The sequence below is a fragment of the Halobacillus karajensis genome (assembly GCF_900108515.1).
In the GTDB taxonomy this organism is placed as follows: Bacteria; Bacillota; Bacilli; order Bacillales; family Halobacillaceae; genus Halobacillus; species Halobacillus karajensis.
In genome coordinates this window covers 420,885-434,726 of the sequence record NZ_FNWW01000001.1, presented here as the reverse complement: position 1 = coordinate 434,726, position 13,842 = coordinate 420,885, and the positions used below count along the sequence as shown (strand labels likewise).

Genomic DNA, 13,842 nt, shown 5'->3' with positions numbered 1-13,842 from the left:
ATAGTTTTACATTTGTGTAACAATTAAGTTTCATAGGTTTTACTGCATGATAGAAGGGGAATGGATTAATTGGATAGATACATAGAAAAACGCCTGCGAATCCTCGCAGGCGTTTTGAATCAACTGGCTTTGGCTGGTTCTTTGGCCACTTTCTTCTCCTTCTTCTTTGGAGTGTTGAATTTCCCAACAATCAATGCTCCATAAGGTACCTTATTGAATAGATAAGTTAATAGAATGGGTCCGCCCATACCAATAACAAACAAGAGGATGATGTGCACCCCAAAGTTTGTATAAAAAGGCAGGCTTTGCATCAAGTCTCTTGTATTGAATTGGAAGAGAGGATGCAGCAGGTAGATGCCATAGGAACTACTGCTGATCCACATCACAATGGTCGGCGTCTTCTTCAAGCGTCTGGCAATCAGATAGAGAATACAGAAAATGAAGAAGGTGTAGAGAACAATATCAAATCGTTTAGATGAAACAACAGAATAAATCCGGTTGAAGCGCATCAAAAGTGGAATCATTCCGGTCAAGACAGCCCCTGCAATCAAATAATATTTATACTTTTGCAGAAAGCTTAAAAAGACGTCAATGTTCTTCCCTGCATAGTAGGCGACCGTAAAATAGAAAATCCAGCCAAGAAACGGCAGTTTATAGTAATCTCTTAACCCGGCCACGAGGGAGATATCGTGGAACCAGCTGAAATTATAAATCGCCAGGTAGAACAGGTTGATGATAAGAGAGATACCAATCATTAGAAAGGCCGGGAACCGGTCAAAGTATTTCTTCAATAGAAAGTGCAGGGCATAGAATTGAAAGATAATGAGAACGAAATACCCGTGCCACAGTCCCAGGAAGGTTTTCTGAAAGAACAATTCCATAAAACGGCCCCATGTGAAGCCTGTCCCTATTATTAGAGGATAGGCAGAGTAAATGACAGCCATGACTAGATAAGGAATAAAAATATACAGGATTCGTTTCTTCCAAAAGGATTTCGGGAGTTTATCTGGATAAGAATAAGATAATAAAAACTCTGAAATCATCACAAATACGGGGGTTGCAAACATAATCGTTAATTTAAACATATATAAAGCGTGGTCGGTTAAGTGAAATAATTCATAGGAATGCTGGGTGGTCGTCATCGCATGGATGAGAACGACACATAAGCATGCAATCGCGCGAATGAAGAAGATTTCATTTATCATTGTACGTTTCATAGCAAGCTCCTTTCTATAACTTCTATAGTTTAATAGCTGTGAGGTGAAATGGAAAGGAGAAATTTCACCCATTCTTACCAGAGCATTTGGGCTCTGTTCAACAGTCCTGTCTCCTATGGTAAAATCATGAGAGTTGATTTATAGTAGAACAATCATTGGAAAGAATGAAAGAGGTATAGAAATTGAAATCTAAGTTAGGTTTAGCCAGTATCTTATTTATCGGCGCCACTCTGCTCCTGAAAGTATCCGGATTGATCCGCGATATGGTCATCGCTTATTATTTCGGGGACAGTTATGTGGCCGACGCTTATTTAGCGGCTTTTATCATCCCAAACATGTTGATTCTGTTCATGACAAACGGGATGAAAAATGCGCTTGTGCCAAGTTATATTCAATCTGTAGAAGAAAATAGAGGAAAGACCTATTTAGGACAAGTGTTCAAAGGGACGCTTGTATTAGCGTTTATTTTATCGATTATCGGCATGCTGCTTGCTCCTGTGATCATGCCGTTGCTATATCCGAATTTCAGTGAGGAAGCAACACAGATCGCGACATGGGTCACGATCATCTTCTTTGCCTGCATTTCGTTTGTCGGGATGAACAGTGTATTAGAGGCATTTTTCGATGCGGAAAGCAAGTTCTCGCTGTCGATTGTCTCCCAAATCATTGTGATTTTAAGTTCGATTTTTGCAGCTTTCTTATTCGCCAACCAAATCGGCGCTTATTCGTTAGCGCTTGGTTACTTGGTCGGTACCGTCTTATCGCTGATTTTTAAATTGTTCCTTGTCGTTCCGCGGAAAGTGATGGATGTAAAGCAAAAAATCGATTGGCCGGAAGTGAAGCAGTTTTATTGGATCTTCCTCCCGGTGGGGCTGACTGTTGCGGTCGGACAGGTCAATTTAATGGTCGGTACCATCTTCGCTGGTCACCAGGGCGAAGGGGCGGTCACCTACATCAACTATGCGAAGAACCTTGTGCACATGCCGCAAGCGATTTTTGGAGTCACCATTGCGACGATCATCTTCCCATTATTATCGAAAGCGATCACTGCAAATGATACGGATCAGTTCAAACGCGGCATCGAAAAAGGGCTGACGACGATGTATCTCGTCCTTCTGCCAGCTGTTATCGGGATGATGTTATTGATGCCGAATTTGATCGAACTCTTCTATGAGCGCGGAGCGTTCAGTGATGCAGCGACAGAGGCCACGACACAAGTCGCTTACCTGTACTTCGGTTCGGTCGTTTTCTTCAGTCTGAATAATGTGATCAACAAAGGCTTTTATACGATGAAAAAGGGCCACCTGATTTTGATGATCAGTATTGGTTCGATCGCACTCAACGTGTTGTTTAACTTTCTGTTGGCCGAGTGGCTCGGTTACCGCGGGATTCCGTTAGCCGCATCCTTGATGGCGTTGTTCTATACAGCTGCCTGCCTTGTCGTCTTCGTGAGACTCGTCGGGGGCTTGGACTTCAAGTACCTTGTGAAAGATTATGTAAAAATTACCGTCGCGGTGGCTGTGATGAGTGGAGCTGTGATCGGCCTTCAACAGGTGATCACAAGCTGGCCGAATCTCTTGCAAATCATCAGTGTAGCCGTCGTGGGAGCCGTTGTTTTCATTGCTTGTTCTTTTGCGTTGAAAACACAGGCCTTCTTATTTTTATTAAGAAATATAACCAAGCGGAAAAAGGGGTAATGCTGCTATGAGTAAAAAAGAATGGGTCATGGATATCGCTCGTCCCGTCAATCGTCCGTTAACAAGGAAGATTCTTAAAAATCATTATAATGCGTCCCTCGAACTTCAGTCGCTCGAAGATGAGGAACGAGTACTTGTGCTAGCCCCGCATATGGATGATGAAACGATCGGTCCCGGTGCAACTTTAAGAAAGCATGCAGACAATGGGGCGGAGATTCACTGTCTTTTCCTTACAGACGGTGGGGGCAGTGTCAGTGATCTAAGTGAAGAAGAGCTGAAAAAGAGCCGTAAAGCGGAAATCGATCAGGTGATGGAGATTTTGAAGTTGGCTGATGTCTCCTATATGGATCTGCCCGATGGCGGTGTCTCCAGTAAAGAAGCGAACATCCAATATTTGAAGCGGAAAATCGAGGAGGTCGACCCTGACGTCATCTATACGACCCCTTATGTCGATGCCCATACGGATCACACCGCAACCGCCCAGCTTCTCGCTGATACGTTAAAACAACTAGACAGATTCGATGGCGTTGTGCGTATGTACGAAATCAACTGCGCGTTTCCACCGGATTTCATTAACTGTCTTGTTGACACTTCTGATCAGTATGGGAAGAAAGTCCAGGCGACAGAAGTATTCGCCTCCCAGGCGATTGCTTTTGATGGTTTTCTCGAATTGAACCAGCTGAAAGGGAATTTAGCTGAGAAGCCTGTCCAATCGGCGGAAGGGTTTATCCAGTTGGACAAGGACGCTTTCATTCACCATTGTGACACCCTAAAGGAAAAAGAACTCAACTTTCCGAAGATCTTTAAACAGGTGAACAGAACAGACACCTTATTGTGGGCGATTTTTAAAAACTATGATCAGAAGAAAGACTTCTATCGCCACTCCATTTAGTGGCCAGGGAGGATTCAGCTATGAGTAAACGAGTATTAGTCATCAGCAATATGTATCCAAGTCGGAAGAATCCGACGTATGGAATCTTCGTCCGCAACCAGGTCGAAGCTCTCAGGAAAAAAGGGCTTAAGATCGACATTGCCGTCAACCGTGATAACCGTGGCGGTAAGCTTAACCTATTGAAAAAATATGGGCGCTGGTTCTTGAAAACGATCAGCAAACTGCCGTCCGGCCGTAAGTATGATGTGGTTCATGCCCATTACATTTTCCCGTCCGGTCTCCCTGCCTTGTTATTCAAGAAGCTGTTCAAAACAAAGCTGATCGTCACCTCCCACGGGGGCGATCTGGATCAAATGGCGAAAAAAAGTCCGCTGATCCGGAAAATGACCGGCTATATTTTGCAAGAAGCTGATCATGTCATCGTTGTCGGGGAAGCGCTGAAACAGGAAGTGACCGGGAACTTCGGTATCCCTGAACAGAAAGTATCGGTCATCAATATGGGGGTCAACCGAAAAGTATTTGCTCCTATGGATGCAGTCAAAGCGAAACAGGAGTTGAAATTGGCTCCTGACCGGAAACATCTCTTGTTTGTCGGGAACTGGATTGAAGCGAAAGGGCTGCGTGAGCTCAGTGAAGCGTTTCAACGCCTGAACGCAAAACGGGGAGACCTCGAACTGCACCTTTTAGGAAGCAAAAAAAGTGAACAGTTCCTGGAAGAACTAGAGGCAAGCATCGAGCAAGCGAATAAAGATCGCATTCATTTCCACGGACCGAAAGACCAGAAAGCCGTTGGAAAATGGATGGCTGCAGCAGATGTGTTTGTTCTCCCTTCCCATATTGAAGGGTTTGGGCTTGTGGCATTAGAAGCAATGTCGTGTCATACCCCTGTCGTGGCCACAGATGTGGGCGGCTTATCCTATCTCTTGAAGGATGGCACGGGAGTTCTCGTCGAGCCGAAAAGCGCGGATTCGCTGGAAGCGGGGCTGGAACAAACGCTTTCTGATGAATCATTAAGAGCTTCTATGGTTGAAAAAGGAGAACAATCCGCCAGGGAAAATGATGAAGAAGTCATGCTTGAGCGGATCATCGATTTATATGAGTAAGTAAAAAGAGAAACCTACGGGGAATCCCAGGTTTCTCTTTTTACTTTTGAAAAAGGAGGGGGGATTTAATGAAAGAAATCCAACATTGGTTAGGAACCGACAAATTTAACGCCATTCTTATTTAAGTAAAACAGATAGTTGTAATAGAATTGCAGGAATGCAAAATGGGCAGGAGGACTCATTTATAGAAGTAGAAAAGAAACCGATAGGGGAAGATGAGGGCATTTAGCAATGGATGAATATTAAAGGAAAGTAAAAAATTGCAATCAGCACTTAAACATCTTTATGAGTATGCTATAATGTTTTTATCTCAATATTCGACATAATTGGAGGTTCATCAATGGAAGAAACGATTTCCTTGAAAGAGATTTTCGAGGTGCTCAAAAAAAGAATTCTACTCATTCTCAGCCTGGCTGTGGGTGCGGCTGTACTTAGTGCACTTATTACATTATTCGTTCTAACACCTACATATGAGGCTTCATCCCAGTTCATCGTCAGTCAGTCCCAGGACCAAAGCCAAAATACACCTTATAATATCGATGATATACGGACAAATGTTGAATTGATTAATACGTATAACGAGGTGATTAAAAGCCCGCGCATTTTAGATGAAGTCGCCAATGAGATGGGAATCGATCTCACAGCTGCCGCTTTATCGAAGAAGCTGCAAGTGTCCAACAGCAATGAATCACAGGTCGTAAACGTTACCGCCACCGATGAAGATCCTCAGAGAGCGGCGGATCTTGCAAACACGACCGTTTCGGTGTTCCAAAGCGAGATTCCTAATCTTATGAATGTAGATAACGTCAATGTATTATCGGAAGCTATGGTTGGTGCTGATCCAACACCGGTAAGCCCGAATACAACCTTGAACATTGCCATTGCTTTGGTGGTGGGTCTTATGGTTGGTGTTGGTCTTGCATTCTTACTTGAATATCTGGACACTTCTATTAAAGAAGAAGCGGATATTGAAGAAAACCTGGGGCTACCTGTTTTAGGTGTGGTTTCAACCATTACCTCTGATGATATCCCTGCCCGACCTAGAGCAAGAAAGAAAGCAAACGTAACAGAAATGCGAGGTGAGTCGGTTGGCACGTAAAAAGAAAAAGTCCGCCAACTCCGTTGGCCGTAGTTTAATTGCTGATGTCAATCCAAAATCGCCGATTGCTGAACAATTCCGTACGATTCGGACAAACCTGCAGTTTACTTCGGTGGATAAAGAACTCGAAACGATGCTCATTACTTCCGCCAGTCCATCGGAAGGGAAGTCGATTACGACAGCGAATACAGCCGTTGTCTTTGCCCAGCAAGGGAAGAAAGTGCTGCTTGTCGACGCAGATCTTAGGAAGCCGACGATTCACTATACGTTCCGTGTGAACAATAGCAAAGGATTGAGTAATTATCTTGTCGGCGATCAACCTGTGCATAAACTTGTAAGTCAGACGGAAATCGAGAACCTTGATGTGATGACGTGTGGACCGATTCCACCAAACCCATCCGAATTGTTAGGGTCTAAAAAAATGCAGACGTTTATTGAGGAAGCGAAGGAAACCTACGATATAATCATCTTTGATACACCTCCTGTGCTGGCCGTTACGGATTCCCAAGTATTATCCAAATTTGTGGATGGCTGTATGCTCGTCGTTCGTAGTAAACAAACGGACAAAGAGGCCGCTGCGAAAGCGAAGGAACATCTCGAACAGACGAAAGCGAATCTTTTAGGCGTTGTCCTCAACGATCAAGATATTAAGTCTAGTAATTATTACTACTATTACGGTCATTAATAAGAAAAAGGAAGGGATGGAGTCATCATTCCTTCTTTTTTTATAACATAAGTTTTACAATTCGCTCATTTTCGTTAACAAATTTTAAAAAAGAAGAGAATTTTTAAAAATAACACCTCTAAGTATCTTCAATTTCTTCTCTTAAATTGGTAAACTAGATAAAAGGTAACAATTAGAGAGTATTTGTATAGGAATAGAAGGAAAGAGGGAGTGAGTCTTTTGATAGATATACACAGTCATATTCTACCTGGGGTTGATGATGGAGCTCAAACGATTGAAGAGAGTGTAGCGATGGCAGAAGCTGCGGTGGCGGATGGAATCGATACAATCATCGCTACCCCGCACCATAAAAACGGAATTTACGACAACTTTAAAAACAATATTAAAATCCAAGTCGCTGAGTTGAACCGTACATTTCAAGAGCGAGGAATTGAGCTTCAAGTTCTACCAGGACAGGAAACACGTATTTACGGGGAAATGGTTGAAGGGATTCACCAAGATGAAATCCTGATGCTCAATGAACAAACGAGTTACATGTTTGTGGAATTCCCTTCTGGTTCTGTACCCAGGTATGCAAGCCAATTGTTCTTTGATCTTCAAGTGGCCGGTGTGCAGCCGATTATTGTCCACCCGGAGCGAAATAAACAATTGATTGAGCACCCAGATCAACTGTATTCATTTGTGAAACAGGGGGCCTTCTGCCAATTGACAGCTGCCAGCATTACAGGCCATTTTGGGAAAAAATCAAGAAGTTCTCTGAACAATTGATTGAAGCGAATTTGGCTCACTTAATTGCCAGTGATGCTCATAATATCACAAGCAGAGGTTTCTGCATGACAGACGCTTATGCAGAAATCCGTAAACAGTATGGTCTGGATATGGTTTACTTCCTATCTGAAAATGCGGAAGATGTCGTTGCCGGAAACATGCTTGCCGCGGAACCACCTGAACGGATCCGGAAAAAGAAAAAGCTTTTCGGTCTTTTCGGTTCTTAAGTGTCCAGGGGCTCCCTTTTCATGATTATAAGCACCATTCATGACCATTAACATTTTTTTAAAGAAATGTTAAAAATTGCATCCATGTCTTTTCCTGTATCGATTCGACCTGCTATAATCATAATGTTACAGAAAAATGTCGGAAGTTATCGTTTTTGATATCTTCCTTACATATATTTCATAGTTTTCTAGATTTAATCAAGAAAGGAGTGGAGGGTCTTTATGACAACTGCTTATCGGAAACGTCTTTTTTTGTTGATTGCTATCGATTCGATCATCGTTTCCTTTTCCATTTACATGTCCCATTTCTTTTTAAACCCATACGTAGCTGTCTTCGATAACGTTATGATTGTGTTATCGCTTGCGCTGTTATTTTCCCATCATTTGTTTTCAAGCTTGTTTGGAATGTATAAGAAGAAGTGGCGCTATGCCAGTACCGAAGAATTAATTGGGATCATTGTCGTTGTCACCCTATCCTTATTATCGGCTACTTTAGTTCAATTTTTAGTGTTTGGAATGATTTATCAACGCGCGTTATTAATTACGTGGATGTTACATATTTTACTGATCGGCGGAGTACGCTTTGCGTGGCAGTATTATAAAAGCTATGGCCTTACCCTGAACCCGAAAAGGAAAAAGGCGAAAAGCGTAAATGTCGACCCGAATCACCAGCGGACATTAATCGTAGGCGCTGGCGCCGCAGGCCGGATGTTAGCCAGACAAATGAATACCTCGAATGAATTCGAGGGAGATATCATCGGTTTCGTTGATGATGACTTTACGATGCACCATTTGACGATTGCCGGATTACCTGTCCTTGGCAGCACGAACGAGATCCAAAACATCGTCGACCGTCATCATGTCAACCATATCGTTATGGCCATGCCGTCTGTCGAGCATGATCGTCTTAAAGAGATTATCCAAATGGCGAAAAATGCTGTCAAAAATGTGCAGACATTGCCGATGATTGAAGATATTGCCCTGGGAAATGTCTCCGTGAGCCAAATACGCGATGTGCAGATTGAAGACCTGCTCGGACGTGAGCCCGTGGAACTTGATATTGATTCCATAGAAACAGAAGTTAAAGGCCGTACGGTCATGGTGACTGGTGCCGGGGGAAGTATCGGTTCTGAAATCTGCCGTCAGCTTGTTAAGTTCGGTCCGGAACGACTCATTTTACTTGGGCATGGAGAAAACAGTATTTATACCATTCATATGGAATTAAAACAATTCGACATTGACACAGAACTTGTGACCGTTATTGCCGATGTTCAAGATAGAGAGCGAATCTTTCAAGTGGTCCAGGATTATGCACCTTCTTATATTTATCATGCTGCTGCCCATAAGCATGTGCCATTGATGGAAGCCAATCCGAAAGAAGCGGTGAAGAACAATGTGATCGGCACGAAGAACGTTGCCGAAGCTGCTCACCATGCAGGGGTAAAAGCCTTTGTGCTTGTTTCCACAGACAAAGCCGTTAACCCGCCGAACGTCATGGGTGCGACGAAGCGGATTGCAGAAATGGTTATACAAAATTTAAGCAGACAGAGCAATACAAAGTTTGCTGCTGTACGATTCGGTAATGTCTTGGGCAGCCGTGGCAGTGTTATTCCATTATTTAAGAAGCAAATCGAAGCCGGTGGGCCGGTCACGGTGACCCATCCTGACATGACGCGATACTTTATGACGATTCCAGAAGCTTCTCGTTTGGTACTTCAAGCTGGTGCTCTTGCCAGAGGTGGAGAAGTGTTTGTTCTAGATATGGGGGAGCCTGTAAAGATTGTCGATCTTGCGAAGAACTTGATTCATCTTTCTGGCTTCACGGAAGAGCAGATTCCAATTCAATTTAGTGGAATCCGTCCTGGAGAGAAGATGTATGAGGAATTGTTGAGTGAGAAAGAAGTGAATAAGAAGCCGGTGTTTCCGAAGATCTTTATTGGGAAGACGGTGGAGTTTGATTTTGAGCTAGTAGAATATTTAGTTAACCAACACGGTGAAAGTAGTGTTGAAGATTTGAAAAAATACGCGATAGATCTAGCTAATAACAGACTTAACAAAAAAGAAAAGTTCATAGAACACATGTTTTAATGTTAAGTGCAACCATATTATGAAACGATTATTTTAGCTGCAAGTGGAACGCGTTTTTTCTTTTGACTAAAGCAATACCTAGAGAGGTTTTGACGATTCTTGTTGATAAATCACTTTTCTATATATTGTCCAAGAGGTCATTGAATCAGATCAGAAAATGAAGACAGTATTATCATCACTGGTAAAGGTAAGCGTTTGGAAGTTCGTTTTGATAATAATTCTGAGCTTGGAGGTAATTTATTGAAAAAATAAGTGTGATCTTCTTTAAAGCAGTGTACCCAACACTCAATGTGAAGATTCACTTTATCCATTAAAAAGAACCAAAAGTCCTTGCTATTGCAATTTGGTGTGACTGCAAATTGATAGAGGTAAATTTTAGTATGTTATCCAAGGAGATATTATTTTACGATGCAAAAACTTTGGCTGGTCAGCTGCTGACTTAGTTATGAATCAAACCTCTCTTCTGTGATTTGAGAACGGTATATTTTGAGCCCTGAAATCTTTATGTTCTTTGATAAACAGAGAAAAGGCAGAGCAAGAAGTTTAGCTGATGGATGCAGACTAAAAGAGAAGAAAGAATGGAAGGAAGTTTTTTATATGGGAGATCGGATTTTTCTTTCATCCCCTCACATGAGTGATGAAGGTTATGAACAGCAATACGTACAAGAAGCTTTTGATACCAACTGGATTGCGCCATTGGGGGAGAATGTTAATCAATTTGAATTAGAATTAGCGGAAAAAGTCGGGTCTGAAGCAGCTGCTGCTTTATCATCGGGGACTGCTGCTATTCATTTAGCATTGAAAGCTGCTGATGTTAAGGAAGGAGATATAGTTTTTTGTCCAACCCTAACATTTTCAGCTACGGCAAATCCTATAATCTATCAAAATGCTACGCCAGTATTCATAGATAGTAATTATGAAACGTGGAATATGTGTCCAAAAGCACTAGAAGAAGCTTTTGAAAAGTACCCAGAAGTAAAGGCTGTAATTGTAGTGCATTTATATGGTTTATCAGCTGATATGGATAAAATTATGGAGGTTTGTAATAAGCACGATGTCGCTGTTATTGAAGATGCAGCGGAGTCTTTGGGTGGCTATTACAAAGGTAAACATACAGGAACATTTGGAGATTATGGAATCTTTTCATTTAATGGAAACAAGATCATTACAACATCTGGTGGTGGGATGCTTGTATCGAATAACGAAGAAAAGATAAGTAAAGCAAGATTTTGGGCTACTCAATCCCGGGATCAAGCGAGGCATTATCAGCATAGTGAATTAGGCTTTAATTATCGTATGAGTAATGTAGTTGCTGGAATTGGAAGAGGGCAGCTTAAGGTGCTAGATCAAAGAGTTGAAAAGAAGAAATATATTTTTGAGTATTATAAGAAAGAGCTTGATCAGCTTGAGGGTGTTGAATTCATGCCTGTTAACGACTGGGATGAACCGAATTATTGGTTAAGTTCTTTAACTTTGAAGGGTAAAATAAGGCCAATGGATGTAATGAAAGCTTTGGAAAAGGAAAATATTGAATCAAGACCTGTTTGGAAACCTATGCATATCCAACCGTACTTTGAGAACTTTGACTTTGTAGGAACGAGGGTATCTGAAGACTTATTCCAGAATGGTATTTGCTTACCATCCGATACGAAAATGTCAAACGAAGAGTTGGATTTAGTTGTGAAAACAATGAAAGGTTTGTGGATGGAGTAATGGCGCATAGAAATAAAGGGGTTTATGAAGGTTTCTTAAAAAGGCTAGTTGATATTATCCTTTCCTCTATGGCTATTATTCTTCTAAGCGTCCCTTTCGTAATAGTATCTATCATGGTTAGAAAGAAACTTGGATCTCCCATTTTGTTTAAACAAGAACGTCCTGGACTTTATGGAAGGCCATTTTTTATGTATAAGTTTAGAACGATGACAGATGACAAAGATGAAAAAGGTGCACTCCTACCGGATCACCTCCGTTTAACTAAATTCGGTACCTTTTTGAGAGCAACCTCACTCGATGAGTTGCCAGAACTATTTAATATAATTAAAGGAGATATGTCTATTGTTGGTCCGAGACCTTTATTAATGGGGTATCTCCCACTGTACAACTCTCACCAAAAACGACGACATGAAGTAAAACCGGGACTTACTGGTTTAGCTCAAGTTAATGGTAGGAATGCGATTAGTTGGGAAGAAAAATTTGATTTAGATGTTCATTATGTAGACAATGTTTCTATCTCTAAAGACATAAAAATCATCTTAACTACCATAAAAAAGGTATTTATACGAGAAGGGATTAATTCTGAAGAAGCAGCTACTGTAGAACCCTTTAGGGGGAACAAGAAGGATGTCGATAATGAATAAACTGCTTATAATTGGGGCCAGTGGCCACGGTAAGGTTATTGCTGATATAGCCAAGCAATCTGGTGAGTGGGAAGAGGTCCTGTTTATAGATGATAAAAGTGAACAAACAGAGACCTTAGGCTATAAAGTTGTAGGTAAAGTAAAAGATTTATGGAAGTACATAGACGAATGTGCTTGTGTCGTAGGTATTGGAGATAATCTTATAAGACAGTCAGTACAAGAGGATTTAGAAAATAAGGGAGCCACTATAACGACTTTGGTTCATCCTAATGCAATTATAGGATCCAATGTTCACATTGGAAAGGGATCTGTGGTGATGGCAGGTGTCGTAATTAACAGCGGGAGTCGAATTGGAAAAGGTTGTATAATCAATACTTCCTCAACTCTTGATCATGATAATGAACTTGGCAACTTCGTTCATGTGTCTCCTGGGTCTCATTTAGCTGGAACTGTTACTGTAGGGGATAAATCATGGTTAGGGATAGGGTGTACGGTTAGCAATAATATAAAGATCACGGATTCTTGCCAACTTGGGGCTGGGGCTGTAGTCGTTAAAGATATTGATGAGATCGGCACCTATATCGGGGTTCCTGCTAGGAGAGTTCATTTATGAAGGTACTTGTATTAGCCAATTTCGGCATGGGCTTATATAAATTCAGAAAAGAGTTATTAGAGGAGTTAATAAGTAGGGGAGATGAAGTTGTTATCGCTCTACCAAATGACAATCTATATGTTCCTAAATTGAGAGCAATGGGTTGTGAATTTATAGATACTAATGTGGATCGGAGAGGAACAAACCCTGCTAGTGATCTGATTTTGTTAATCAGCTATATCTCTATATTGAAAAATGTTAATCCGGATATAGTCTTAACCTATACTATTAAACCAAATATATATGGGGGCATTGCTTGTAGATTGATGAGGAAGCCTTACATTGTAAATGTTACTGGCTTAGGAACGTCTGTTGAAAATAAAGGGTTAATGCAACGTATAGTACTGAATCTCTATAAACAAGGGTTAAGAAAGGCAAAAAGTGTATTTTTTCAAAATAGGTCTAATATGGATTATTTTTTGAGTAATAAGCTTGTAAATTCAAAAGTGAACCTAATACCTGGATCTGGTGTAAATCTACAGCAGAATGCATACCAAAATTACCCTGATGTGAATGAAAAAGTTAATTTCCTTTTTGTAGGTAGAATTATGAAGGCTAAAGGTATAAATGAACTTTTAGAAGCGGCTCAATATTTCAAGCATAGAAATTTAAATGTCTCATTTAATATTGTTGGTCCAAGTGAAGAAGGCTATGCTGACAAGTTAAATGATTTAAATGATAAAGGGATAATTAATTACTATGGACAACGGTCCGATATACAGGAATTTATGAAAAAGGCACATGCAATCATACTCCCTTCTTACCATGAAGGGACCTCAAATGTACTTTTAGAATCTGCAGCTACAGGAAGGCCTGTCTTAGCTTCGAATATACCGGGCTGTAAAGAAACCTTTGATGAGGGTGTTAGTGGTTTAGGTTTTAAGGCAAAAGATGTAGCTAGTTTAATAGAAACTATTAATGATTTCATTGAATTGCCTCATAAACAAAAAAAAGACATGGGGGTTGCAGCTCGTAATAAAATGGAAAAAGAATACGATCGGCAAATTGTAATTCAATCATACTTAAATGAAATTGGTTCTTAAATAAGGAGAGTTAG

Annotated in this window: 11 protein-coding genes and 1 pseudogene; 11 read left to right on the top strand and 1 reads right to left on the bottom strand. The window is 41.1% G+C overall.

Annotation, left to right across the window (positions count from 1 at the left end; translation table 11 throughout):
• Nucleotides 1–119: 119 nt before the first annotated feature.
• Complete coding sequence (locus BLW54_RS02055) at nucleotides 120–1,217, bottom strand: acyltransferase family protein (protein ID WP_074733130.1); 1,098 nt, start codon at nucleotides 1,215–1,217, stop codon at nucleotides 120–122.
• Between the two features lie 182 nt (nucleotides 1,218–1,399).
• Here BLW54_RS02055 and murJ point away from each other — a divergent pair, with 182 nt between their 5' ends.
• The 11 genes and pseudogenes from murJ to BLW54_RS02000 all read left to right on the top strand — a co-directional run bounded on the left by murJ (nucleotide 1,400) and on the right by BLW54_RS02000 (nucleotide 13,828).
• Nucleotides 1,400–2,914 (top strand): murein biosynthesis integral membrane protein MurJ, encoded by a 1,515-nt coding sequence (gene murJ / locus BLW54_RS02050; RefSeq protein ID WP_074733129.1) that lies wholly within the window; start codon nucleotides 1,400–1,402, stop codon nucleotides 2,912–2,914.
• 7 nt (nucleotides 2,915–2,921) lie between these two features.
• Nucleotides 2,922–3,806 carry a PIG-L deacetylase family protein gene (locus BLW54_RS02045; RefSeq protein WP_074733128.1) on the top strand — a complete coding sequence of 295 codons (885 nt, stop codon included), beginning with the start codon at nucleotides 2,922–2,924 and terminating at the stop codon, nucleotides 3,804–3,806.
• 20 nt (nucleotides 3,807–3,826) lie between these two features.
• A complete protein-coding gene (locus BLW54_RS02040) occupies nucleotides 3,827–4,909 on the top strand; it encodes a glycosyltransferase family 4 protein (RefSeq protein ID WP_208598910.1) in 1,083 nt (360 codons plus the stop codon).
• Between the two features lie 340 nt (nucleotides 4,910–5,249).
• A complete protein-coding gene (locus BLW54_RS02035; RefSeq protein ID WP_074733127.1) occupies nucleotides 5,250–6,008 on the top strand; it encodes a YveK family protein in 759 nt (252 codons plus the stop codon).
• Nucleotides 5,998–6,693, top strand: coding sequence for a CpsD/CapB family tyrosine-protein kinase (locus tag BLW54_RS02030; RefSeq protein WP_074733126.1), 696 nt, complete (start codon nucleotides 5,998–6,000; stop codon nucleotides 6,691–6,693). The genes BLW54_RS02035 and BLW54_RS02030 overlap by 11 nt, the downstream gene beginning before the upstream one ends.
• Nucleotides 6,694–6,912: 219 nt before the next feature.
• Nucleotides 6,913–7,688, top strand: a pseudogene (locus BLW54_RS02025) (tyrosine-protein phosphatase).
• A gap of 222 nt (nucleotides 7,689–7,910) precedes the next feature.
• Nucleotides 7,911–9,776: a polysaccharide biosynthesis protein gene (locus BLW54_RS02020; protein WP_074733125.1), complete on the top strand. Its 1,866-nt coding sequence runs from the start codon at nucleotides 7,911–7,913 to the stop codon at nucleotides 9,774–9,776.
• Nucleotides 9,777–10,373: 597 nt separating this feature from the next.
• The gene (locus BLW54_RS02015; RefSeq protein ID WP_074733124.1) at nucleotides 10,374–11,489 is read left to right on the top strand and encodes a DegT/DnrJ/EryC1/StrS family aminotransferase; all 1,116 of its coding nucleotides are present in this window, start codon (nucleotides 10,374–10,376) and stop codon (nucleotides 11,487–11,489) included.
• Nucleotides 11,489–12,133: a sugar transferase gene (locus tag BLW54_RS02010; protein WP_074733123.1), complete on the top strand. Its 645-nt coding sequence runs from the start codon at nucleotides 11,489–11,491 to the stop codon at nucleotides 12,131–12,133. The genes BLW54_RS02015 and BLW54_RS02010 overlap by 1 nt, the downstream gene beginning before the upstream one ends.
• The gene (locus tag BLW54_RS02005) at nucleotides 12,123–12,746 is read left to right on the top strand and encodes an acetyltransferase (RefSeq protein WP_139254093.1); all 624 of its coding nucleotides are present in this window, start codon (nucleotides 12,123–12,125) and stop codon (nucleotides 12,744–12,746) included. Before BLW54_RS02010 ends, BLW54_RS02005 begins: the two co-directional genes overlap by 11 nt.
• Nucleotides 12,743–13,828: a glycosyltransferase family 4 protein gene (locus BLW54_RS02000; protein ID WP_074733122.1), complete on the top strand. Its 1,086-nt coding sequence runs from the start codon at nucleotides 12,743–12,745 to the stop codon at nucleotides 13,826–13,828. The genes BLW54_RS02005 and BLW54_RS02000 overlap by 4 nt, the downstream gene beginning before the upstream one ends.
• Nucleotides 13,829–13,842 lie beyond the last annotated feature (14 nt).